This is a genomic window from Flavobacterium sediminilitoris, from assembly GCF_023008245.1.
GTDB classification, from domain to species: Bacteria; Bacteroidota; Bacteroidia; order Flavobacteriales; family Flavobacteriaceae; genus Flavobacterium; species Flavobacterium sediminilitoris.
The window spans coordinates 1,418,671-1,441,091 of sequence record NZ_CP090145.1 but is presented as its reverse complement, the minus strand read 5'-3'; the positions used below and the strand labels follow the sequence as shown (position 1 = coordinate 1,441,091).

The window sequence follows — 22,421 nt, the reverse complement described above, 5'->3', positions numbered from 1 at the left end:
TTAATTTTTTAAAGAATATTGTTGTCCGTGATGAATAATAAGTGCTATTACTTCTTCAATATCCTGAGTTGTTGTAAGCGGATTAAGCAATGTGAATTTCAAGAAAACCTCATCATTTACTTTAGTACTGGTTATAATTGCTTTCCCTTCATTAAAAATTGCTTTTCTTATGTAACTATTTAAATTACAATAAGAAACATCATTCCCAAAAAATGGAGTATATCTAAAAACAATTGCACTAATTTCTGGATTGTGTATCATTTCAAAATCTTTTCTTTCTCTCAAAAAGTTTGCTGTGAACTGAGCATTTTCAACTGCTTTTTCTAAATATGAACTTAATCCTTCTACTCCAATAATTCTTAATGTGAACCATAGTTTAAGTGCATCAAAACGTCTAGTAGTTTGTATTGATTTCTTAACCATATTTGGAATTCCTTCTTCTTCTTGTTCTTTAGAATTAAGGTAATCTGCATGATATTTTATATAATCTACAAATGACTTATCTCTCATAAAAAAGCCACTTGAACTTACTGGTTGATAAAATGTTTTGTGATAATCTATAGTAGCAGAATCAGACAATTCAATTCCTTTTAGTTTATTTTTATGTGTCTCACTTATTAATAAACCACCTCCATAAGCTGCATCTACATGAAACCATAAAGAATTTTTCTTCGCAATTCTTGAAATCTCTATTAATGGATCAATTGAACCAAAATCTGTTGTTCCTGCGGTTCCTACAATTGCAATAGGTATATTTCCTAGCTCTTTTTGTTTTCTTATAGCTTGTTCTAACTTTGTAATATTCATTTTAAAATCAGAATCAACAGAAACTGGAACTACTGCATTTTGCCCTAATCCAAGTAAACTTAAATTCTTCTTTAAACTAAAATGACTTACTTCTGAACATAATATTTTAAATTTTGAAGCTTCGGAAGGTAATCCATCCATCTTTGGATCAATATCATAATTGTTTTTTATATAATAATCCCTAGCTAATAAAAGCCCCATTAAGTTAGATTGAGTTCCACCACTTGTAAAAATGCCATCTCCTTCTTTTGGATATCCCATAATTCCTAGAGTCCACTCGATTAATTTTAGTTCAATAAATGTGCCTCCTGTACTTTGATCCCAAGTATCCATAGAAGAATTAAGAGATGAAATAAACGCTTCTGCAACTAGTGTTGGTGTTAAAATAGGGCAATTTAAGTGTGCTATATATTTAGGATTATGAAAATGAACACAATCATTTAAATAAATTTCTTTCAGTTCTTCTAAAACATAATTCAATGAGTGTTGTCCTTTAAAATTTTCAAGTTTTATACTTTCAATTCTTTCTTTTATATTTTTAATAGAAGTTCCTGTAAAAGGAGTTTTTCTCTTTTTAACATGCTTACTTATAACATGAATTGCTTTTTTCATGCTATTTTTATAATTTGTAATACTACTTTTTTCATTTGAGAAAACATATTGTTTAAAGATATCTTGGCTTATTATAGCCTCATTTGTGTTTTGATTAGTTTGCTTGACAATGTTCATTTGTTATTTTTATTTAGATTAATTCTAAAAAGAGAGTCAAAATTAGAGTCAAAATAAATAGAAACAAATACTAAAATAATGGTAATTTAATTGATTATTGAGAGTATTTAAAAATACCTTTTTTGGAGTAGATTCTTTTAAACAATACTACTTTTTAATGCATATAAAACAAGCTTAGATGTTGAATTTGCACTAGTTTTTTTCATTATATTTTTTCTATGAGTACGAAAAGTATGAACACTTATAAATAAAATTGAAGCAATTTGATTTCCTGTTTTCCCTTGAGCTATTAATTTTAATATTTCAATTTCCCTAGTTGTTAAATGATTGCAATCATTCTGTTGTTTAACAAGGTTATTTTCTAAAACGCTATTTAAAATTTGATTACATATATATCTATCATTCCTCTGTATTTTAATTAATGCTTCATAAAACACTTGTTCTTGACTATTCTTACAGATATAACCACTTATCTCCTTTTTATACAGAAATTCATCTTCAAACTCGTTGTGAAAACACGTAATAATTATAATTCTACACGTAGGGAATAATTTATTTATATTTAAAACATCTCTTTTCTCTATATCAATTACATTATTAACATCTATAAAAAGATAATCTATTTCTGTATTATTAAGGGTTTTTATCAATTCTCTCTTTGTTGACAATTCAGTAATTGTCAAACTATTAAAATGTTTCTTCAATACATGTTTTAGCCCTATCCTATATAAATTTTGGCTATCTGCAATAATAATATTTGATTTCATTTTTTATTTATTTATTTAGACTTGATAAAAATAATAATATTTTTTAACTTTTCTTTATTAAATTATAATTAGCCTTTTATAAAACTGAAACTATTTACTTTAGAATAATTATAAAATATACCTAAAATTTGAAAAGCAGAAAAGAATCACTTCGTAATTTTTAAACATTCCGTAACTTTACGCTTCTAAAAACTAATACAATGGATTTTATATACCAAGACCCTTATCTTATTGAAAAAGATGATACTAAATACAAAAAAATATCTTCTGAATTTGTAAAAGTAGAAAAACTAGGAGATCGAGAAATTTTAACAATTGATCCAAAAGGATTAGAACTTCTTTCTGAAGTAGCTATGAATGATGTTTCGTTTATGCTTAGAACGAAACATTTACAAAGTTTGCAAAATATTTTAAATGATCCTGAAGCAACAGATAATGATCGTTTTGTTGCCTATAATTTATTACAAAATGCTTCTGTAGCAATTGATGGTGAACTCCCTTCTTGTCAAGATACAGGAACTGCTATTGTAATGGGAAAAAAAGGAGAAAATGTTTATACTGGTGTTGATGATGCTGAATGGTTATCCAAAGGAATTTTCAACACGTATCAAAAGAAAAATTTACGTTATTCTCAGATTGTGCCTATTAGCATGTTTGAAGAAAAAAACTCTGGATCAAATCTTCCTGCTCAAATAGATATTTATGCAAAAAAAGGGAATTCTTATGAGTTTTTATTTTTAGCAAAAGGTGGTGGTTCTGCTAATAAAACTTTTCTATATCAAAAAACAAAATCGCTATTGAATGAAAAATCGATGGACGAGTTTATTCGTGAAAAAATTAAAGATTTAGGAACCTCAGCTTGTCCTCCTTACCATTTAGCTTTAGTTATTGGCGGAACTTCAGCAGAAGCAAATTTAGCTGCTGTAAAAAAAGCTTCTGCAGGTTATTTTGATCATTTACCTACATCTGGAAATATGTCTGGACAAGCTTTTAGAGATTTAGAATGGGAAAAAAGAGTACAAAAAATTTGTCAAGAAAGTGCTATTGGAGCTCAGTTTGGAGGAAAATATTTCACTCATGATGTTCGTGTAATTCGCTTACCTCGTCATGCTGCTTCTTGTCCTGTAGGATTAGGTGTATCATGTTCTGCTGACAGAAATATTAAAGGGAAAATTACTAAAGAGGGTATCTTTGTAGAACAATTAGAAACTAATCCAGGTCAGTTTTTACCTAAAGTTGCTCCTCATTTAGAAGAACCTGTTATTATTGATTTAGATAAACCAATGAAAGAAATATTGGCTGAATTAACAAAATATCCTATTAAAACTCGTTTGAAATTAAATGGAACAGTTATAGTAGCTCGCGATATTGCTCATGCCAAAATAAAAGAATTGTTAGATTCTGGTAAACCAATGCCTGAATATTTCAAAAACCATCCAATATATTATGCTGGTCCTGCAAAAACTCCTGAAGGAATGCCATCTGGAAGTTTTGGCCCTACTACTGCTGGAAGAATGGACCCTTATGTAGATGAATTTCAAGCTGCTGGCGGAAGTATGATTATGCTTGCTAAAGGAAATCGATCACAACAAGTTACAAATGCTTGTGCTAAATATGGTGGATTTTATTTAGGTTCTATAGGTGGTCCTGCGGCAATTTTAGCAAAAGACAATATTTTAAAAGTTGAAGTAGTCGATTTTGAAGAACTTGGAATGGAAGCTGTACGAAAAATTACAGTTAAAGATTTTCCTGCTTTTATTATCACTGATGATAAAGGAAATGATTTCTTTGCCAATCTGTAATAATTCTTAGTTTGATTATAATATAAAAAGGCTGTCTAAAAAATTTAGAACAGCCTTTTTCACTTAACTTAACTCAAAAAACTTACTCTTTAATAAACTTATTTGTTATTTTCTCTTTGTAGGTGTTTAATTCTATAACATAAACTCCTGTACTTAATTTTGATACATTAACCTGATTATCTTTAATTTGACCTTCTAAAACTAGTTGCCCAAATAAATTAAACACTTTATAATCTTTCATTCCATCATTAGAAATAACATTTAAAACATCACCCTTTACTGGATTTGGATACATTTCAAAATCAATTCCTTGTTTAATTTCTGTTACAGTATTGATATTTGAAACTAAACCTGTTGTTCCTACACAAAAATTTGTTGATTGGATTGCTCCAAAATTTCCCCCAGAAGCTAAAGTAGTTCCTCCAGATGTTACAGTATAGCTCCCATTACCATACGAACAACACATTCCATCTCCATAGGTATCATTAATTTTAAAAGTATAACATCCAGCGGCTAAACATTTTGTAATAGTCAACGAAGAACCATCAGCTTGACTACCATAAGTTCCTCCTGATTCTACTACTTGACTTGCTGAATTTAATATCTGCCAACTTGTTTCTTCAGGATAATTATCAAAAGTTAAATTTACATTTACATTAGTACAGGTTGGAGGATTTACTATTCCAGTCGATAATGAAATATCATCTACTGCAATATCACCTTGCCAGGTTGTCCCTGTTGAACCTACAAATCTTAACCTAACCGTATCTCCTGCATAAGAAGCTAAATCAACTGAAGCATCTAACCATGAATTTCCTTGATTTCCAGATTTTGTCCAAACATCAGTCCATGATGTTCCATTAGTGCTAGCTTGTAATTTTAATCCTCCCATACCAGCAACCCCATACATGTGATATTTAAAAGTAAATGTCGCTGAAGAAGTACTACTCAGGTCATAACAAGGTGAGTTTAATATTGTTGATTTGTTTGAATAATTAGGACTTGAAGCTTCTACATATACATAATATGTGCCTTGAGCAGCACCAGAAGGTCCTGTATTAGTAGATGGTGTTCCGTTTGAATTAATTATCCAATCGAAATCATCTCCTGATCCTTGTGTCCATGCTCCCAAAGTATTTTCAAATCCTTCAGAATAAGGAAAAGTTGTTATTGTTGTTGAACATGTTGTTGGGTTTCCTCCACCTGAATAAGCTGAACCAACTCCTACTGCATAAAAAGCATTAGTTGTTGCAATTACCTCAGCAGATGCATCTCCATATAAATCTATAGCTGCTTGAATACCATAAGTACGTGCGTTAGCAAAAGTTGAATTAGCCGATAAATATACACTCTCTAATCTATAAGCAATGTTTGCAGCCTTATCCATTCCAATTCCTGTAACATTATATGAACTTCCAATATCATTAGTTCCTGATTTTCCTTGAACCAAAATGTAAAACCAATGATTTAATACACCACTATTTGTATGAACTCCACAATAATCATTTGATTGTGTTGGTGTTCCACAGTTTGGATTTTTCCAATAGGTTCCTCCATAAGTATCAGGTTGTCCTTCACTTTTAGGATTACTCATTGAACGAAGTGATGCATGACCAGAACGTCTCTCTATATCTTCCCCAATTAACCAAGTTTGCTTATTAGGCGCTGCATAAAACTCTACTGTTGCACCCCAAATATCTGAAAACCCTTCATTTAAAGCTCCAGATTCTCTTTGATAAGCTAAATTTGCGGTATATGTACACACTGCATGTCCTATTTCATGAGCAGCTACATCTAATGAGGTTAATATATCAAAATAGGTTCCACTACCATCTCCATAAGTCATTCTTGAACCATCCCAAAATGCATTATCATAATTAGAACTATAATGCACATAACTATTAATTGCTGCTCCAGAATTATTAAAACTATTTCTATTGTGTTTTGAACTCCAATAATCGTAAGTCATTTCTGCTCCCCAATGCGCATCTAATGCTCCATTATCTTTGTTTGCGCTATGTTCGGCTGTTGTCCAATTGTTATCATTATCCGTAAAATTAACCGCTGAACCATAATTAGTTCCTGTATTCATATCGTACGTATTAACACCATTACCTCTCGTGTTATCTTTTAAAATATAACTTCCGCCACTTAATGTTGTCTCAATATTTTTAGTTCCACTATACCTTGTTGCAGCAGTACCTGTAATCAAAGTTTCTAGTGTTTTTGTAATAGCAAAACTATTATCATTTGATATACATGCATGATTTTTAGTAAATAAATGAGCTGATCCATGTCCAAAATTTGTTGCATGCTTAATTGTTGCATTGTAAAATAAAATTTTACCTGATTTTGCATCAACATAAACATCTCCTCTACTCACTGGATTTGTTGAATAAATATCAAATTTATAAGCTAATATTAATTGTGCATTTTCTCTTTCAATACCAATATTTCCCATATCAGGAAGCAATACCAATTCACCTTGAGGTTTAGTATAATTTATTAAAGATGATTCTTTTTTGTCTTCCCATAAAAAAGAACTTCCTCCTACTGCTTTTTTGGCAAGTTCTAATGCAGTACTACTATTCAATATTGGATTTAAATCAACTGTTTTAACATTATACACGTCTCCACTCATTGATATAATTTTCCCCTTATTAGAATGGATTGTATACGTTGCAAATTCTATTTTTACAGAGCTGTAATACAGTTGAAACTTTTCATGAACAATTCCTAAATTATCTACTTCATCCTTAATTTTTACAAAATTAAATTCTGTTCCTAGTTTAAGATTTTCTTTTAGAACGCTTTGAAAGTCTTCATTTGATACATTTGAATTCTCATTAAAGATTATCAATGCAGGTTGCCCTTTTTCATCATATACTTTCTCCTTCACATTTTTATCTAAAACCTGAGCTGTAGATAAAAATGATGAAGAAAAAAGCAGGACAATTCCGAGGTTTTTTTGCCATCTGTTTTTCATAATTAATTAGTTTTTAATTGTTTGGTTAGAAAAACAAAGGTAGATAAGAATAAAAATATAATTTTACAACAAAGTTATATTTTTTGTTAAATTATATTAAAATATTCAGTTTTTTAATATAATTATTATAAAATAATAAAAATTATTCAACAAAAAGAACCAATCCTTTTAAATAATGACCTTCAGGATGATATATATTTATAGGATGATCTGGTCCTTGAGATAATTTATGAAGTACTCTAATATTTCTTCCTGTTTCAATTGCTGCTGCTGCTATGGTATTATAAAACAAAACATCATCAATTACTTGCGAGCAAGAAAAAGTAAATAAAATTCCTTTTGGCGCTAATGCTCTTAATCCCGCTATATTAAGTCTTTTATATGCTTGAGTTGCTGTATGTTTGCTTTTTATGCTTTTTGCAAATGCTGGAGGATCCAATATTATTACATCATATTCTTTATGATTCTCTTTCATATACTCAAAAACATCAGAAGCAACTGGTTTATGGTTTGCATTTGGAAAATTTAATTCCATATTTTTATCTGCCAAATCAACTGCTTTTTGAGAAATATCAACAGATGTTACTAACTCTGCACCTGCACTCATAGCATATATTGAAAAACCACCTGTATAACAAAACGTATTCAACACTTTTTTTCCTTTAGCATATTCACTCAATAATTTTCTATTATCTCTCTGATCAAGAAAAAAACCAGTTTTTTGACCTTCTACCCAATTGACAGCAAATTTTATATTATTCTCTTTTGCAATAGTTTCTGATGTATCACCATATAAAAAGAAATCATTTCCTGTCTGTGGCAATGTTCCACTACTTTTACAATAGATTGTTTCACAATATTCAGGAAAATTAACCTTGATAATTTTTGCAATTTCTTCGATTTGTAAATAAATCCCCGAAGAATGCGCTTGAATAACCCAGTTTTTATTATAATAGTCTACTATTAGCCCTGGAATTCCATCTCCTTCTCCATGTATTAATCGAAAAGCATTTGTTTCATTAAAATCAAGTAGTTTTGTTCTAAGGCTCCATGCTGATTCTAACTTAACTTTCCAAAAATCAGTATCAAATACTTCATCTTTAAAAGTTAATAATCGAACAACAATACTTCCTCTATCACTAAAAAAACCTGTTCCAAGATGCTTCTCATTATTATCTACAACATCCACCATTTCTCCATCATACAACTCTTTACTTACTCCATAAACTGCTCCGCTAAAAATCCAAGGATGACGTCTAAGTATTGACTTTTCTTTTCCTTGCTTTAATATCACTTTTGAAAAACTCATTTCTTTTTTTTACAAAACTAATCTAAGTTTTCGGAATAAAAAAACGCCTTGATTTTCAAGGCGTTTTTATAAAATTAATCAAAAATTATTCTTTTACGAATTTTTTAGAAATCGTTTTCTGTCCATCATTTACTTCTACTATATACATTCCAGAAGACAACTTAGAAACATCTATTCCTGACTCAATATTGTTTCCAGATTTTACTTTTTGACCTACTAAATTATATATTGAAAAAGTAACTGCTCTATTATCATATACATTTATATTTAACATATTTTGAACAGGATTTGGGAACAAATTAAAATCATAATTTCCACTATTATTTCCTAATTCTTCATTTGTGTTTACAAAATTAAGAGCCGCAGAACCTCCGATATTTACTGTATAATCTTCTACTTCACCATAAGAAAAAGTTTCACAAGCTGTTGAGTTCGAATTATATTTCATTTGAATTCTCATTCTTGTATTTCCTGACAAGGCCGTTGAAGGAACTGTAAAAGTTGAATATAGCGTTCCACTACTTGTAGATGATCCATTTACAACTCTCTCTGAACTTTCAAAAGTTCCATTTTTATTATAATCAATCCAAACAGACCAATATTCATTATACGATGATCCTGTGAAGCCAGCACTAAAGTTTATAGTATTTGATCCATAAGGCAAGTTTGCCACTAAACTAGTAAAATCTCCATATCCTCCATTAGCCCCTGTAGAATTTGACACATTATTTAACCCTACAAAATCAATAAATTCATCTGCAACACTATTCCCTTTAGATGTACAATATGTCACTGTAGAACCTCCTAAAGTAGAAAAAAGCTTAGAAGCCGAATATGCTGAAGTTCCTGAATCTGGACATATACTTCTTACTTGCGCTTCATAATCTGTACTTGAAGAAAGTCCTGTAAGAACTAATCCATTAGAAGCCGAAGCAACCGTTGTCCAAGTTGACGATGTTGTAGTTTTATATCTAACTTCATACGTTGCCCCTACTACTGAAGACCAGCTTAATGAAGTACTAGATGATGTTGTATTTGAATTATTTAAATTTAAAGGAGTAGTAGCATTACAAACTGTAGATGTATTTGTAATTCCCGTAACAATTAAAGTATAATTTTGACTACCTCCTGATAATGAAGAACCTTTATGTGTAACCGTTATTGTATATTGACCTGAAGCATTAGACACATCTATTCTTTCAAAATTATCTTTAACATTATCTCCTAATCCGTTAGTATTTACTCCTGTTAATCTCCATGGAAAATACGTTGTACCAGATTTCGTAATTCTAATATCTAAATCATTAACCAATTTTGCAGTTGATGAGTTAGTAGCTGTAGTAGCTGTTCCCGCAGGATCTGTCCAACTAATAGACGCTAATAAATCATTAATTCCATCACTATTAACTGTTACTGAATAAGACTGACCAGGTTGTAATGTTCTTTGGCTCACTATTGATTGATTTCCATTTTGAGATATTGCTTGTGCTGCTCTTTTTGCATTTAAAAGTCCCCATCCATAGATTGCATCAGGACCATTAGAACCCGCATCATCAGCAGTATGCATCGCCACTCCTTTTAATGTTGCCGAACGCATAAAACTTCCATTTATATTATTATAATGCTGTTGTAACAACAATAAGGTACCTGCAACATTAGGAGAAGCCATTGACGTTCCTGATATTGATTGATACGCTGTATCACTATTTTGATATGTTGAATAAACACTTGTACCATTACCTGTAATATCTGGCTTAATTCTTAAATCATCTGTTGGACCTTGACTACTACCACCGTTTATTGAAACTGAAATAAGATTTCCACTAGAATCAATATTTGCATCTTGTGCGTTCGCAACAACCAAGTTATTTTTTGAAGTTGAATGACCTGTTAATTTATCATATTGAGGAAAACTGCTATTTAATGGCTGTGAGTTATAATTAGTCCCTCCATCATTTCCTGCAGCTACAACCATTAAATAATTAGGTGCGTTATACATTAAATTATCCCAATCTCTAGAATCATTAATATATGCTCCAAAATAATAATCCGGAACAAGATCTGAACGGAATCCGTATGAATGGTTAGAAATAAGCATCCCATTTGCCGCAGCACTAGTCGCTTCAGACAAATCATTATTCCACATATACCCTCTTACTCTAGATTGCGGAGCCATTCCTTTTGCATTTGCTACTACACCAGAAGCTGCGATAGTCCCTGTAACATGCGCTGCATGAAAATTTAACTGAGTTCCTCCTTCAGATGCTGCATCTTCAACACTTACACGATTTGATCCGCCAGCACCATCATATTCTTGGTGTGTTACTCTAGCATGACCACCGTCCCAAACATAAGCAATCATGTTTTGTCCATTTAAATTTAATCCTAAACTTCCACCTGAATGAAGGTGATTGGCTCTTGTAGATTTTGCTGCTGCAACATTAAAAGTGCTATAATAAATTAAACTTCCGTCTGCATCTACTCTTTGTAGCTCTGCATAGCCTCCATCTTTTAAATTAACATATATTGGTATATTGTTACTTTTTGCAAATTCAATTGCAGCCTTTTTATTAGCTTTTTCTTTTTCAAGAAATGAATTTGACATTTTTGTGATTTGCTGAACATTATATTCATTTGTAATTTGTTTTCTCTCCATTTCTGTTTGTCCAAAAGAATTTGACATAGAGAATAACAGGCCTGCAAATAGCAGCCTACTGAAATAGTTTTTTCTTACCATAATAAAAATAGTTGTTTGTTGTTTATTTTGTTTGATATTTATAAATACGCTGCGAATTTAACAAAAAATAAACAAAAAAATAACATTAAATTCAATAAACAGTTATTTATACCAATAAATAGCACTTATTTTAAGTATTTTAACAAATTTTTAAGTGTTCTGACAAAATGTAACAAAAAAAGCCATGTTTTTCAACACAGCTTTTATAAATATTTAAATATTAGAAACTTACAATATCATTTCTGGAATTTCCCCTTCAATTATTAAAGTTCCTTCAGTTGCCTTTTTAATATCATCAACAGAAACTCCTGGTGCTCTTTCTAGTAATTTAAATCCTTTTTCAGTAATTTCTATTACTGCTAATTCAGTAACAATTTTTTTAACACACTTAACACCTGTTAATGGAAGCGAACAACTTTTAAGAAGCTTAGATTCACCTGCTTTATTTACATGCATCATCGCTACAATTATATTCTCTGCTGATGCAACCAAATCCATTGCTCCTCCCATTCCTTTAACCATTTTCCCTGGAATTTTCCAGTTTGCAATATCTCCATTTTCGGAAACTTCCATTGCTCCTAAAATTGTTAAATCTACTTTTTGACTACGGATCATTCCAAAACTAAAAGCAGAATCGAAAAAACTAGCCCCTGGTAAAGTAGTTATAGTTTGTTTTCCTGCATTTATAATATCTGCATCTTCCTCTCCTTCAAAAGGGAAAGGCCCCATTCCTAAAACACCGTTTTCACTTTGAAATTCTACAGAAATATCTTCCCTAACATAATTTGCAACTAATGTTGGGATTCCAATACCTAGGTTTACGTAATAACCATCTTTTACTTCTTTAGCAATTCTTTGCGCTATTTGATTTTTATCTAATGCCATGATTATTTTTGTCTTACAGTTCGTTGCTCAATTCTCTTTTCAAACTTTTCTCCTTTAAAAATACGGTTTACCATAATTCCTGGAATATGAATTTGATTCGGATCTAAAGTTCCTGCTGGAACTAATTCTTCAACCTCAGCAATTGTAATTTTCCCTGCTCCTGCCATTACAGCATTAAAGTTTCTGGCCGTTCCTTTAAAGATAAGATTTCCAGCTTCATCTCCCTTCCACGCTTTTACTATAGCAAAATCTGCTTTAAAAGCATGTTCCATAACGTGCATTTTACCATTAAAATCTCTCACTTCTTTTCCTTCTGCCACTTCAGTTCCATAACCTGCAGGCGTGAAAAAGGCCGGAATACCTGCTTGAGCCGCACGACATTTCTCTGCTAATGTCCCTTGCGGTGTTAATTCCACTTCTAGTTCTCCAGAAAGCATTTGTCTTTCAAACTCTGCATTTTCTCCTACATAAGAAGAAATCATTTTCTTTATTTGACGATTTTGCAACAATAACCCTAATCCAAAATCATCAACTCCTGCATTATTTGATATGCAAGTTAAATCTGTAACTCTTTTACTTACTAATTCAGCAATACTGTTTTCAGGAATTCCACAAAGCCCAAAACCTCCCAACATTATAGTCATTCCATTCTCAATCCCTTGTAAAGCCTCTTCAACGTTATTTACTCTACGATTAATCATAATATTTTCTATGTTTATTTAAAGATCAAATTCATTCATATCTGGAGCATCAACATCAATAGAATCTGTAGTAACTTTCGTCTTATCACAGTCTACACTAATAGAAATCTTATCAGGTCTTTCAAATGCACCTTTAGAGACATTTAATTCTTTATCCTTATAACATTTATCCATAAACAATCCCCATATTGGTAATGCCATTGTCGCTCCTTGTCCAAAATTTGTACTTCTAAAGTGTGCAGCTCTATCTTCATTTCCAACCCATATTCCCGCAGAAAGATTAGGTACCATACCTATAAACCAACCATCTGAATTATTCTGAGTAGTTCCTGTTTTCCCTGCTATTGGATTATTAAATTTATATTTATAATTTGTCAATCCTCTTACACTTCCGTTTCTAAGACGCGCACTTGTCCCTGATTGCACTACCCCTTCCATTAACTTTACTATAGCATAAGCTACATCTTTATTCATTACATCTTTAGACTCTGGAATAATTTGCTCTAAAATCACACCGTTTTTATCTTCAATTCTTGTAATAAATGTTGGTTTTATATAAACTCCTTGATTAACAAAAGTACTAAACGCTCCAACCATTTCACTCACTGTAATTTCTACAGCACCTAATGCAATTGCTGGTTGTTCTGGAATATCTGTAGTAACACCTAAGTCATGTGCCATATTAACAACTGCTTTAGGACCTACTCTATCCATCAACTTAGCCGAAACTGTATTTATAGAATTAGCCAAACAAAACTTCAAGTCTTTCATCCCATAATATTTATGACTTGAGTTTCTTGGTGTCCAACTAGATGATATTCCCCATCTTCCTTTTGGCATTGTGAATGGACCATCAATAATAGAATCACATGGAGACATCCCTAATTGCTCAATAGCAGTTGAATAAACAAACGGTTTAAATGTTGAACCTACTTGTCTTGCTCCTTGTCCAACATGATCATACTGAAAATATTTATAATTATTTCCACCAACCCATGCCTTTATATGACCTGTTTGCGGCTCCATTGCCATCATCCCAGTTTGAAGCATATGTTTGTAATAAATAATAGAATCTCTTGGTGTCATTATGGTGTCTTTTTCACCTTTCCAAGAGAATATTTTCATTTTTGCTTTAACTTCAAAAGATTTTAAAATTTCAGCATCCGACTTTCCGTCTTCTTTTAAAATTCTCCATCTCTCAGAGTTTTTCATTGATCTCTTAATTATTTTTTCAGTTTCTACATCAGATAGATTAACAAAAGGCGCATTTTTCTTTCCTTTTGCCAGTTCAAAAAACTTAGCTTGTAAATTTGTCAAATGTTCTTCTACTGATTCTTCCGCATACTTTTGCATACGCGAATCAATCGTTGTGTATATTTTTAAACCGTCTCTATATATATCATACTCAGAACCATCATCTTTTTTATGCTCTTTAACCCAGTCTTTCATATACCCCTTTAGATATTCTCTAAAATATGTTGCAATTCCTTCATTATGGCTTTCAGGCTTAAAATCAAGAACAAGTGGTGTTTTTTGCAATTCTATTTTTTTTGCTTCTGTTAAAAAACCACTTCTAACCATTTGTCCTAAAACAGTGTTTCTTCTATCTAAAACTAATTTCTTTCTAGTTTCACGATTTGGATTATATAAAGAAGGATTTGTTAACATTCCGACAAAAACTGCTGCTTCTTCAACTTTTAAATCTTTAGGTTCTTTATTAAAATAGATTTTTGAAGCTGAGCGAATACCTATAGCTCCATTTACAAAATCTACCTGATTTAAATACATTGCAATAATTTCCTTTTTTGTGTATTGTCTTTCCAAACGAACTGCAATGATCCATTCTTTCACTTTTTGAATAACCCTAACAAATATATTTCGAGCCCCATCGCTCCCATGAAATAAATTCTTTGCTAACTGCTGACTAATAGTACTTGCTCCTCCATCGGTTCCTAATTTTGCAATTGCCCTTATTGTTCCTCTTGGATCAATTCCAGAATGCTCATAAAAACGCTCATCTTCTGTAGCAATTAAAGCATTTATAAGATCTTTAGGTAAATCTTCATATTTCACAGGAATCCTATTTTGAGTATAGAATTTTCCTAAAACCACTCCATCAGAAGATATGATTTCTGTAGCTACATTAGAATCAGGATTTTCTAAATTTTCAAAAGTTGGCATCGCTCCAAAAAATCCCCATGAAGCAAATAAAAATAATAGAATTACACTTGTAAGACCAAACAAAAAAGTCTTCCAAAAAATCTTAATATATTTAGAGTAATTATTAGTTTCTTTTTTTTTCGTAGCCATAATTATTTTGTTTTTTCAATTCTGAAACCTATATCTGTAACTCCTTTTAATTCTTCAATTCCTGAAACACTACCTGTTTCTCTTAGTGCATGTTGAATTTTTACAGTATACTTCCCTGCTTGCTTAAATTTAAAATTTTCTTGATACCACAATTTACTTTCTTTAATGTCCGAAAACCCTTCTCCTAATAATGATCCATCAGGCTTTGTCATTGCAAATTCCAAAGTATCAATTTTTACTAAACTATCAGGCTGCTTAAGCGACACTATAAGAAACAAGTTATTAAATGGATACTCATTTGTATTTCGAATATTTAGAAATAAATTATATGGATTTATTGTATCTTTTTGGTCAAAAACAAACTGAATAGTATCTGTTGCTTCCCAATTTCCATTAACTCCTTTGTATTCATCAAATACTCTTTTTTTATCACAAGAAAAAAAGAATACAAAAATTATAAAAAATAATACTGCGTTATTCCTTTTTAGAATCATTTTTAAAATTTGTTGGTTTACGACGCTTTTTATTCTTATTATTAGTCTTATTATTAGTCTTATTATTACTGTTTTTATTAGGTTTTTTTCTTGTTTTATTATCAAAACGAGTCAAACTATCTTGTCCTACTACATTTTGAAAATTATTTTCAATTTCTTTAGCGGTTTCAATCACAAAATCTTCAATAGCCTCAACTTTTTTACTATCTTTATTTATAGCTATAATCTCCTTTACATTAGCAACGGATAAAACATGCCAATGAGCTGGTTGATTTTCATAAGAAAACCACATTAATTCTTTAAAAATGTCTACTTTTTGGCAATTTGCATTCCCTTTTTCTGTAAAAAGTTTAGTATCTAAATCAGGAAATTCTTTTAATGCATCTAAATATGTATCTAATTCATAATTCAAACAGCATTTTAACTTTCCACATTGTCCTGCTAATTTTTGAGGATTCAACGACAATTGTTGATATCTTGCCGCTGAAGTATTAACACTTCTAAAATCAGTTAACCATGTTGAACAACAAAGCTCTCTTCCACAAGATCCAATACCTCCTAATCGAGAAGCTTCTTGACGAAACCCGACTTGCTTCATTTCAATTCGAATACTAAACTCACGAGCGAAATCTTTGATTAATTGGCGAAAATCGACTCTATCATTTGCTGTATAATAAAAGGTTGCTTTTGAGCCATCTCCCTGAAATTCAACATCTGATATTTTCATTTCCAAGTTTAGCGCAATTGCCAGCTCTCGGGCTTTCATTCTAACAATCTCTTCTTTCTTTCTCGCTTCGCTCCATATATCTATGTCTTTTTGAGACGCCTTTCTGTATATTTTTGGTAATTCACTCTCAATTGGAACATTTTTCTTTTTCATTTGAATTTTTACTAATTCTCCTGATAAAGACACGATTCCAACATCATGTCCTGGTGAAGATTCTGTTGCAATAACATCTCCCATTGAAAGAGTTAACTTTTCTGTATTTCTAAAAAACTCCTTTCTACCATTTTTAAATCTTACTTCTACACAGTCAAACGGTTCTTGACCTTGTGGTAATGTCATATTTGATAACCAATCAAAAACAGTTAATTTATTGCAGCTTCCGGTGCCACACGACCCTTTATTGTTACATCCCTTAGGAACACCATCGGTTGTTCCTGTCGAACAGTTATTACATGCCATAATTTGAATATATATTGATTGCGCTTGTAAACAGCACTACTTGTCTAAAACGTATTTGGTTGTAAAGATAGTATAATTTTGTTAATGGTTTCAAGCTAAAAATTACACAAAAAAGAAAACCTATTTACATGGTAACGTAAATAGGTTTTATATAGTACATTTTTAATTATTTTTCAGACTTCTTTAATTGAAATAATTTTAACCGGACATGCCTTAACGGCCAACTCTCCATCTTCAAAAATTGTATGATCTGGCGATTTCAATGTGAAAAATCCTTTTGCGTCATTTGAGTTCAACAACACTGTTTTACCGTCTTTTTTTGACATCTGAAATAAATTAGGAGCCATTTCTACACAATAATTACACCCAATACATTTATCTCTTTGTAACGTTACAACAACCATTAACTTGCTACAATTTTATACATTTTATCCGACAAACGAATTCTAAAAGGTACTTTTAAAGTACAACTATCTCCTTTTATTGCTTTTTCAGCATCTACATCATTCACGTACATTTCTTCTAAAACCAGCTCTTGTGCACCTGTACTTGATCCTGTAATTAAAATTTTATCTCCTTTTTTAATATCGTAAGCTTCAATTTTAAATTCTGCAATATTAGATTTCGGAAAATAATGCATTCCTTTCCCCACATACACTTTCTTTTGTGTAGCACTAGATCCAGGATTATCTGACCATTCTCCTAGCTTCTGACCTAAGTAATAACCACTCCAAAAACCACGATTATAAACAGTTGCTAAAGTTTGCATCCATACATCAACTTTTTCTTTTGTAAAGACACCTTCATAATACGCATCAATAGCTTCTCTATAGGTTTTTATAACTGTCGCCACATAATCAGCAGCTCTACCTCTACCTTCAATTTTTAACACTTTTATTCCCGAATCTATTACTTGATCTAAGAAATCCAAAGTACATAGATCTTTAGGCGACATTAAATACTCATTATCTACTTCAATTTCAAAACCAGATTCCTGATCTATAACTGTGTATTTTTTTCTGCAATTTTGCTTACACGCTCCTCTATTTGCAGAAGAATTATGCGAATGCAAGCTCAGGTAGCATTTCCCAGAAACTGCCATACACAAAGCACCATGTCCGAAAATTTCAATTTCTACCAAATTTCCACTTGGCCCTTTTATTTCTTCCTTTTCTATATTGGCTGTGATATTTTTTACTTGACGTAAACTTAATTCTCTAGACAATACAATTGTATCAGCAAACATAGCATAAAACTTAACTGTTTCAATATTTGTTACATTCAACTGCGTGGAAATATGCACTTCAATTCCCATTGTTTTTGCCGTCATTATTACCGCCTGATCTGAAGCGATAACTGCTGTAATGCCCGCCTCTTTAACCTTAGACAAAAGCGTTTTTACAACTGACAAATCATGGTCGTAAATAATTGTATTTAACGTTAAATAGGTTCTAACGTTTTTTTCATTACATCTTCGAGCAATTTCTGGTAAATCTTCTAAAACAAAATTCACTGTTGCACGAGCCCGCATATTCAATTGCTCCACTCCAAAATAGATTGAATCACAACCATTATCTAGAGCTGCCTGCATCGATTCAAAATTTCCAGCAGGAGCCATCAATTCAATTTTTCCAGAAGTAGTCATTACTTAATAATTTTAAATAATTTATCTGAAAGTCTAATTCTAAAAGGAACTTTAAAGGTTATTTTATCTCCTTTTTTAGCCACATCAGTCTCTTTTCCGTTTACCAACATTTTATCTAAAATCAATTCTTGATTCCCTGTTGTTGGACCTGAAATTAAAATCTTGTCTCCTATTTTTATTTCTTGATTTTCTACAATAAAAAGTCCAATTTCCGCTTTCACATAATAATGTTCTGCTTTCCCTACCAAAACTTTTTTTATTGCTATTTTTTGACGAATACTATTTGTTTTTGAAACTTTAGCTAATGGCTTATCTTCTAAATCACCACTTTTTTTGAATTTCAAAACTTTAGATTTCCCTTTTTTGAAAACCATATTCCCGTTTTGAATTCCACTTCTTAACTTAACCTGTTCCACCAATGGCAGATGAATAGTTTCTAAACATTCAGCAGAACAACAATTTTGCATACTCTCTTTACAACTATCACACTGTATAAAAAGCAAATGACAACCATCATTTTCACAATTTGTATGATTATCACATGGAGCACCACATTGATGGCATTGAGCAATAATATCGTCTGTTATTCTTTCTCCTAATCGATGATCAAAAACAAAATTTTTACCTATAAATTTACTTTCTAATCCTTCTGTTTTTACTTGTCGTGCATATTCAATAATTCCACCTTCTAATTGATACACATTTTTAAAGCCTTGGTGTTTAAAATAAGCACTTGCTTTTTCACAACGAATACCTCCAGTACAATACATTAGAAGATTTTTCTCTTCCTTATATTGATTTAACTGCTCGTTAATTATTGGCAAACTCTCTCTAAATGTATCTACATCTGGTGTAATTGCTCCTTTAAAATGTCCAATCTCACTTTCATAATGATTCCTAAAATCAACTACAATAGTGTTTGGGTCTTCTAAAAGAGTGTTAAATTCTTTTGCTTTAAGATGAATGCCTTTGTTCGTAACATCAAATGTATCATCATTCAATCCATCAGCAACTATTTTATGGCGTACTTTAATTGTAAGTTTTAAAAAAGAATGATCATCTTGCTCTATTGCTACATTGAGTCTTATTCCTTTCATAAAAGAATAAACCTCTAGTGTATCTCTAAAAGTTTCAAAGTTTTCTGCCGGAACGCTCATTTGAGCGTTTATTCCTTCATGTGCAACATAAATTCTACCTAGAGCATCAAGTGCATTCCAAGCAATAAATAAATCATCACGAAATTTTTTTGGATCTTCAATTTTGGCATACGCATAGAAAGACAAAGTTAGCCTTTGTTGTCCTGCTTGATCGATAAGCTCAACTCTTTCTTCTGCGCTTAATGTGTTATACAGTTGCATGCTATAAACGTATTTAAGTGAGAAAATAATTTAATCCTAAATGGAAGGATTTGACGCCAAAGATACATTTTTATTTTAAAATCTAAAAAATGCTATTCTTACTTTTATAAACAAGTTATCCAAATAATTCACTAACTACGTCTTCAATTTTTGAAACTAAAACGACCTTAATTTTTGTGTTTTTTAAAGATAGTTTGTTGTGTCTAGAAACTAAGATAGTTGTGAAACCTAGTTTCTCTGCTTCTTGAATGCGTTGGTCAATACGATTTACTGGTCTTATTTCTCCAGAAAGTCCAACTTCACCAGCAAAGCAAAATCCTTCTGCAATAGGAATGTCTTCATTAGAAGACAGAATTGCAGCAACAACAGCTAAATCAATCGCTGTGTCTTCTACAGAAATTCCACCTGTAACATTTAGAAAAACATCTTTTGTTCCTAATCTAAACCCTGCTCTTTTTTCCAGAACAGCCAAAATCATATTAAGTCGTTTAGCATTATACCCTGTGGTACTTCGCTGCGGTGTTCCATAGACTGCGGAACTAACAAGGGATTGAATCTCTATCATCAAAGGGCGCATGCCTTCAAGAGTACAAGCAATAGCTGTTCCTGAAAGCTCTTCGTCTTTATGTGAAATCAAAATTTCAGATGGATTATCTACTTCTCTTAATCCATTTCCTAACATTTCATAAATCCCTAGTTCTGCTGTTGATCCGAATCTGTTTTTTAAAGAACGGAGAATTCGATATACGTGATTGCGATCGCCTTCAAATTGTAGTACAGTATCTACCATGTGCTCTAAAATTTTTGGTCCTGCAATGGTTCCGTCTTTGGTAATATGTCCAATTAAAATAACAGGAACATTGGTTTCTTTAGCAAATTTAATCAGCTCTGTAGTACATTCTCTAATTTGAGAAATACTACCCGCTGAAGATTCAATATAATCTGTATGCAAAGTTTGTATAGAATCTATAATAACAATTTCAGGTTGCATCTCCTGAATTTGTTTAAAAATATTCTGTGTTTTAGTTTCAGTAAGAATATAGCAATTATCACTATTTGGCATTATTCGTTCAGCGCGCATTTTAATTTGCTTCTGACTTTCTTCACCTGAAACGTAAAGTGTTTTGTAAGGTAATTTTAAAGAAATTTGAAGTAAAAGTGTGCTTTTTCCTATTCCTGGTTCACCTCCTAAAAGAGTTAATGATCCAGGAACTAAGCCTCCTCCTAATACACGATTTAATTCACTATCTGTAGTATTTAATCTAATTTCTTGGGAGCTATCAATTTCTTTTATAAGCAATGGTTTAGCAGCTTTAACAACAGAGTTAGAGGCTGTTTTCCAAGCTGTTTTTTCTTCCTTTTGAATTACTTCTTCTACAATAGTATTCCATTCTTTACAAGCATGGCATTGTCCTTGCCATTTTGAAAAAGAAGTGCCACAATTTTGACAAAAAAAGGAAGTTTTAATTTTACTCATAATTATTCCCCATCTTTTTTTTCCCCTTCTTCTGAAGTTGGCTCAGCAAGTTCTTCTACTGTAGATTCGTCTTTTTTATCTTTTAAGCTTTCTGCTCTATCAAGCATATACGATTTTGTTAATTCTCTTATATCTGTCAATGTATATGCCTTCCTATATTCTTTTATAGCTTTTTTATATTCTCCAACTTTTTCATAATATAATGCTTGATGAAAAGTTCCTAAAGTAGTTTTTGGGTATTGTTTATCAGCATATTTTCCTAAATCTTGTAATTCTAAATATGCTTTGTTTTTTAAGATTGCAGCTTCAATTGCTTTAAAATCAGTTAAACGAGGTTGAATTTTTAGTCCAAGATTTTGTTCTAAATTAGTATATTTATCAATTAAGTATTGTGTATATCCTTTATCTAATGTTACAATTTTTTCTTGAAATTCAACCATTGAAATAGGTTGATAACCATCAAAAATAAAATACAATGCCTGAGGAATAGCTTGTGCAACTAATGAATAGTGAGATGCTCCTTTAAATTCATCAAAACGGTATTTGAAAGTCTTATTTTGAAGTGCATTAATATTATTATCTAAAGCTTTAGCTCCATCATTAATTTCTTTAATATCGCCTTCTCCTGTAGCTTGATAATAAAAAAGAGGTTTCTTTATAATTGCTAATCTTTCTGAAATTCTTTTTTCCATTTCAGGTGCCATTTCAGGTGCTAATGATATATAACCATTAAAAATAGGATTGTCTTTGTATAGGTAAAAATTTAAGAATCCAGCAGTAGTATCATGCCCTGCAATAATTCTAAAAGGTTGTGTTCTAAATTTACTTTCAAGATAAGGTAATAATTCAAATCCGATAAACTCAAAAAAACTTGCTCCTTTTCCAGAAGGTAAACCATTACTGTCAAATTCACTATCATTAAAACGAGTTTCTCCATAATTTTGATTTACTGCTACAATTATCATTTCAGGTAAATCATCCCAATAATTTCCATATTTTACTATTCCTTCAAAAGGAGATAGAAGATATTCTCCATCTAATAAAACTAAAATCGGATATTTTTTATCCGTATCAAACTCATAATTAACTGGAAGAGAAACTGTAAAACTTCTTTCTTCTCCTAACTTTTTTGATTGAATCGTTTCAACTGTTTTTTGAGAAAAAGCAAATGAAGTTATTAAAATAAATAGTAAAAATAATTTAATTTTCATGATGATGTTATAGTGTT

16 protein-coding genes are annotated in these 22,421 nt (G+C 31.3%); 1 reads left to right on the top strand and 15 read right to left on the bottom strand.

The annotated features are described in order from the left end of the window. Window positions 1-1,536, bottom strand: coding sequence for a pyridoxal phosphate-dependent decarboxylase family protein (locus LXD69_RS06490; protein WP_045969819.1), 1,536 nt, complete (start codon window positions 1,534-1,536; stop codon window positions 1-3). Window positions 1,537-1,673: 137 nt separating this feature from the next. Beyond that, window positions 1,674-2,303 carry a response regulator transcription factor gene (locus LXD69_RS06485; protein ID WP_045969821.1) on the bottom strand — a complete coding sequence of 210 codons (630 nt, stop codon included), beginning with the start codon at window positions 2,301-2,303 and terminating at the stop codon, window positions 1,674-1,676. A 200-nt stretch (window positions 2,304-2,503) separates the two neighbouring features. Here LXD69_RS06485 and LXD69_RS06480 point away from each other — a divergent pair, with 200 nt between their 5' ends. Beyond that, a complete protein-coding gene (locus tag LXD69_RS06480) occupies window positions 2,504-4,105 on the top strand; it encodes a fumarate hydratase (RefSeq protein WP_045969823.1) in 1,602 nt (533 codons plus the stop codon). An 82-nt stretch (window positions 4,106-4,187) separates the two neighbouring features. Here the strand turns inward: LXD69_RS06480 and LXD69_RS06475 are convergent, their stop codons facing one another. From LXD69_RS06475 to LXD69_RS06415, 13 genes are all read right to left on the bottom strand, one after another. Beyond that, window positions 4,188-7,091: a M4 family metallopeptidase gene (locus LXD69_RS06475; RefSeq protein ID WP_246918358.1), complete on the bottom strand. Its 2,904-nt coding sequence runs from the start codon at window positions 7,089-7,091 to the stop codon at window positions 4,188-4,190. Between the two features lie 142 nt (window positions 7,092-7,233). After that, the gene (locus LXD69_RS06470; protein ID WP_246918356.1) at window positions 7,234-8,400 is read right to left on the bottom strand and encodes a class I SAM-dependent rRNA methyltransferase; all 1,167 of its coding nucleotides are present in this window, start codon (window positions 8,398-8,400) and stop codon (window positions 7,234-7,236) included. 85 nt (window positions 8,401-8,485) lie between these two features. Then, window positions 8,486-11,083, bottom strand: coding sequence for a S8 family serine peptidase (locus LXD69_RS06465; protein WP_052705265.1), 2,598 nt, complete (start codon window positions 11,081-11,083; stop codon window positions 8,486-8,488). Between the two features lie 282 nt (window positions 11,084-11,365). Next, window positions 11,366-12,022, bottom strand: a complete 657-nt coding sequence (locus LXD69_RS06460; RefSeq protein ID WP_045969831.1) for a CoA transferase subunit B — start codon at window positions 12,020-12,022, stop codon at window positions 11,366-11,368. A gap of 2 nt (window positions 12,023-12,024) precedes the next feature. Beyond that, window positions 12,025-12,723, bottom strand: a complete 699-nt coding sequence (locus LXD69_RS06455; protein ID WP_045969833.1) for a CoA transferase subunit A — start codon at window positions 12,721-12,723, stop codon at window positions 12,025-12,027. A gap of 18 nt (window positions 12,724-12,741) precedes the next feature. Next, a complete protein-coding gene (locus LXD69_RS06450) occupies window positions 12,742-15,033 on the bottom strand; it encodes a penicillin-binding protein 1A (RefSeq protein WP_246918354.1) in 2,292 nt (763 codons plus the stop codon). A 2-nt stretch (window positions 15,034-15,035) separates the two neighbouring features. Then, window positions 15,036-15,527, bottom strand: coding sequence for a gliding motility lipoprotein GldH (locus LXD69_RS06445; RefSeq protein ID WP_246918352.1), 492 nt, complete (start codon window positions 15,525-15,527; stop codon window positions 15,036-15,038). After that, a complete protein-coding gene (locus LXD69_RS06440) occupies window positions 15,508-16,713 on the bottom strand; it encodes a PSP1 domain-containing protein (RefSeq protein ID WP_246918350.1) in 1,206 nt (401 codons plus the stop codon). Before LXD69_RS06440 ends, LXD69_RS06445 begins: the two co-directional genes overlap by 20 nt. Before the next feature lie 173 nt (window positions 16,714-16,886). Continuing rightward, complete coding sequence (locus LXD69_RS06435) at window positions 16,887-17,117, bottom strand: ferredoxin (RefSeq protein WP_045969841.1); 231 nt, start codon at window positions 17,115-17,117, stop codon at window positions 16,887-16,889. Continuing rightward, window positions 17,117-18,358: a peptidase U32 family protein gene (locus LXD69_RS06430; protein ID WP_246918348.1), complete on the bottom strand. Its 1,242-nt coding sequence runs from the start codon at window positions 18,356-18,358 to the stop codon at window positions 17,117-17,119. Before LXD69_RS06430 ends, LXD69_RS06435 begins: the two co-directional genes overlap by 1 nt. Beyond that, window positions 18,358-19,716 (bottom strand): oxygen-dependent tRNA uridine(34) hydroxylase TrhO, encoded by a 1,359-nt coding sequence (trhO, locus tag LXD69_RS06425; RefSeq protein WP_246918346.1) that lies wholly within the window; start codon window positions 19,714-19,716, stop codon window positions 18,358-18,360. Before trhO ends, LXD69_RS06430 begins: the two co-directional genes overlap by 1 nt. Before the next feature lie 115 nt (window positions 19,717-19,831). Beyond that, window positions 19,832-21,193, bottom strand: coding sequence for a DNA repair protein RadA (gene radA / locus LXD69_RS06420; RefSeq protein WP_246918345.1), 1,362 nt, complete (start codon window positions 21,191-21,193; stop codon window positions 19,832-19,834). Window positions 21,194-21,195: 2 nt separating this feature from the next. After that, complete coding sequence (locus tag LXD69_RS06415) at window positions 21,196-22,404, bottom strand: alpha/beta hydrolase (RefSeq protein WP_045969908.1); 1,209 nt, start codon at window positions 22,402-22,404, stop codon at window positions 21,196-21,198. Window positions 22,405-22,421 lie beyond the last annotated feature (17 nt).

Coding starts and splice junctions, on each gene's coding strand:
- LXD69_RS06415 (WP_045969908.1), bottom strand. CDS start 22,404: ATGAAAATTAAATTATTTTTACTATTTATTTTAATAACTTCATTTGCT.
- LXD69_RS06430 (WP_246918348.1), bottom strand. CDS start 18,358: ATGACTACTTCTGGAAAAATTGAATTGATGGCTCCTGCTGGAAATTTT.
- LXD69_RS06435 (WP_045969841.1), bottom strand. CDS start 17,117: ATGGTTGTTGTAACGTTACAAAGAGATAAATGTATTGGGTGTAATTAT.
- LXD69_RS06460 (WP_045969831.1), bottom strand. CDS start 12,022: ATGGCATTAGATAAAAATCAAATAGCGCAAAGAATTGCTAAAGAAGTA.
- LXD69_RS06475 (WP_246918358.1), bottom strand. CDS start 7,091: ATGAAAAACAGATGGCAAAAAAACCTCGGAATTGTCCTGCTTTTTTCT.
- LXD69_RS06455 (WP_045969833.1), bottom strand. CDS start 12,723: ATGATTAATCGTAGAGTAAATAACGTTGAAGAGGCTTTACAAGGGATT.
- LXD69_RS06490 (WP_045969819.1), bottom strand. CDS start 1,536: ATGAACATTGTCAAGCAAACTAATCAAAACACAAATGAGGCTATAATA.
- LXD69_RS06445 (WP_246918352.1), bottom strand. CDS start 15,527: ATGATTCTAAAAAGGAATAACGCAGTATTATTTTTTATAATTTTTGTA.
- LXD69_RS06440 (WP_246918350.1), bottom strand. CDS start 16,713: ATGGCATGTAATAACTGTTCGACAGGAACAACCGATGGTGTTCCTAAG.
- LXD69_RS06450 (WP_246918354.1), bottom strand. CDS start 15,033: ATGGCTACGAAAAAAAAAGAAACTAATAATTACTCTAAATATATTAAG.
- trhO (WP_246918346.1), bottom strand. CDS start 19,716: ATGCAACTGTATAACACATTAAGCGCAGAAGAAAGAGTTGAGCTTATC.
- LXD69_RS06465 (WP_052705265.1), bottom strand. CDS start 11,083: ATGTCAAATTCTTTTGGACAAACAGAAATGGAGAGAAAACAAATTACA.
- radA (WP_246918345.1), bottom strand. CDS start 21,193: ATGAGTAAAATTAAAACTTCCTTTTTTTGTCAAAATTGTGGCACTTCT.
- LXD69_RS06470 (WP_246918356.1), bottom strand. CDS start 8,400: ATGAGTTTTTCAAAAGTGATATTAAAGCAAGGAAAAGAAAAGTCAATA.
- LXD69_RS06480 (WP_045969823.1), top strand. CDS start 2,504: ATGGATTTTATATACCAAGACCCTTATCTTATTGAAAAAGATGATACT.
- LXD69_RS06485 (WP_045969821.1), bottom strand. CDS start 2,303: ATGAAATCAAATATTATTATTGCAGATAGCCAAAATTTATATAGGATA.